A 2436-nucleotide genomic window follows, 5' to 3' on the forward strand; every position below is an offset into this window, starting at 1 on the left:
CTATGCGTTAGTTCTAGTGGTTAAGGTGGTATGCGGAAGCTTAGGTATTGCGTGCCTCACACCTTAACAAGGCGTTATGTCTCTAATCGAAAAAGTCCAAGCGTTTTAGTTGCTTGGGCTTTGCTTACAGGCATTAATTTGGAGTAGAGCGGTAATGCTCTCTCACCTTTTTGCCATTACGTGTGTGTGCTGGTACGTGCACTTTCTTTTTACCACTTTGTGTTTTAGCCATAAGGTTCTCCTCATAGGTTTGACTAAAAGCAATAACACTGCATATTGTGTTTTTGTTGTCCTGGCGTTCAATATATTGTTGTTTTTCCTCTGTGGCAATACATTTATCCATGCTCTAACCATGGTTTATTAATGGTGTGATCAACGTCTAAGCTGAGTGTGAAATCTGGTGTAAGATACATAACAATCTGTTTAAGAGTGATTCGCAACGCTTGGCATTTTCGCTATGCGTTGTGTTTAGTGTTTAAGGTGATTTGCGGCGGCTTCGGTATTGCGTTGCTCACACCTTAACAGGGCGTTATATGCCAGAGCAAACATAATAATTAAGAGGAAACATGAAAGACTTAACGTTAGATGATTGGAAAAGTATTTTCAATATTGGCTTTTTTTTAGCAATGAGTACAGTTGCTATTTTGTCCTATCTACAAGCAAGGAAAACTCTGTTTTCTCCCATCAAAACAGAGATCTTCAAACTTCAAATTGAAGAAATTAAAAAGGTTTTAGAGGTTTTTAACCATAAGCATCAGTCTGACTTTGATCAAGAAATGGGAATCCAAGATGTTGTTGATATGAACGCTAGGGATATGCATATTTCCTTCGTTAATTGCTTTTACAATGGGCAACTTGAGCCGCCTCAGGAGCTTCTGGAAAAGCTTAGATCTGAGAGGTACGGAGCCATAATTAGTGAAAAATATGCAAATGAATTCTTTGTTGAAGTTTCTCCTGGTGAAGAAATGAGAGATTTATCTAAAGAGGTTGACGAAGTGCCTCTTGAACCTGCATTGAAATTAGCTCAGTGGGGGAAATATGAACACGGTATGGTTGTATATACAAAAAAGTATAATGATTCATCAGAAGAACTAGCAAAGCTCGCTTCATCACCATTGTTACCAAAAGAACTCACGGATATGATTTATAAAATAATAGATATAAATAACAAAAATTTATCTCTATTAGGTGACGTAATGACTCAAGCAGCAAAAGAGATGCCATTGAAATATAATACCGTTGATCAAGCAATGCACTTCAAGCCAACTTGGATATGGAATCAATATAACTCAGAACGTCAAAGTATTGATGAAGGGGTCAGCGATATTCTGAAGTACATTAACAGCCACTTAAAAATCAATGAAATCATGAACTAATTGGCATATAACAAAGCATTTAAGAGTGATTCCCAACGCATGGCATTTTTCATTCTATCGTTGGGTTTTGTGTTTAAGGTGGTATGGTTTAGTTTCGTGGTAGCGTTGCTCACCCCTTAACAGGGCGTTAGAACTTACTACTCAAAAAATCATAGAGTTAGAAATGAAAGAGTTACTTTTATTATCAGTTTTGCTATTTGGAGCAAACGTTTTAGCACAAGAAAAAATCGACTTTGATAGCCCCTATCAGGAAATCGTTCCTAATGGTCATACCATAATTGAGGCTATTCATGGTGACCTAAATGGAGATAGTCGAGACGATATTGTTTTGATGATACAAGGTACAGATCAAAACAAAATTGTCACTGATGAGCTCCGTGGTAAGTTAGATCTCAACCGAAGAGGAATTATTGTTGCTTTAAGAAATAACGACGAGTACGACGTCGTTGTTGAAAATGACAATTGCTTCTTTTCTGATGATGAAGATGGAGGTGTATATATGGTTCCATATATCGAAATAAGTATAAAAAAAGGAAACTTATATATTCATTTTGCACATGGTCGATATGGGTATTGGAGGTACAACTTCCGTTACCAAGATTCGGATCTTGAGTTAATCGGTTATGATGAAAGCGCTAATCGAGGTCCGAGAGTTGAGGAAGTTACTAGCATTAACTACCTGACAAAAAAGATGCTCACTAAAGAAAATGTTAATGAGCTTGACGATTATGACCCAATATTTAAAGAGGAGTGGTCAACCTTTGTCCTTGAACACAGGTTTAAGTTAAGTCAAATCAGCGACTTTACTGAATTTGGTGATGGTGTCCGAAATTAATAGACTCGCACCGAGACGTAATTCTAACAAACTGTTTAAGAGTGATTCGCAACGCGTGGCATTTTTACTATGCGTTGCGTTTAGTGTTTAAGGTGATATACGGAAGCATCGATATTGCGTAGCTCACACCTTAACAGGGCGTTATGTATCCGAGTACCCCACGTTTAGTAGACACTTTACTAAGTTAGATCTAGGGTCTAATTGAGAGGTGATTTATGGCTAAAC

General features: G+C 37.5%; 3 protein-coding genes. 2 read left to right on the forward strand and 1 reads right to left on the reverse strand.

What is annotated here, in order from left to right; genetic code table 11:
* Positions 1–133: 133 nt before the first annotated feature.
* Positions 134–343, reverse strand: a complete 210-nt coding sequence (locus tag R7M92_RS24770; protein ID WP_318134557.1) for a hypothetical protein — start codon at positions 341–343, stop codon at positions 134–136.
* A gap of 223 nt (positions 344–566) precedes the next feature.
* On the opposite strand from R7M92_RS24770, the gene R7M92_RS24775 reads away from it, so the two are divergent.
* Both R7M92_RS24775 and R7M92_RS24780 read left to right on the forward strand, forming a co-directional pair.
* Entirely contained in the window at positions 567–1376 is an 810-nt protein-coding gene (locus tag R7M92_RS24775) for a hypothetical protein (RefSeq protein WP_318134558.1), read from the forward strand.
* A 163-nt stretch (positions 1377–1539) separates the two neighbouring features.
* Positions 1540–2211, forward strand: coding sequence for a hypothetical protein (locus R7M92_RS24780; protein ID WP_318134560.1), 672 nt, complete (start codon positions 1540–1542; stop codon positions 2209–2211).
* Positions 2212–2436 lie beyond the last annotated feature (225 nt).

Origin of the sequence: Vibrio sp. Vb2880 (assembly GCF_033337975.1) — a bacterium.
Lineage (GTDB): Bacteria > Pseudomonadota > Gammaproteobacteria > Enterobacterales > Vibrionaceae > Vibrio > Vibrio alginolyticus.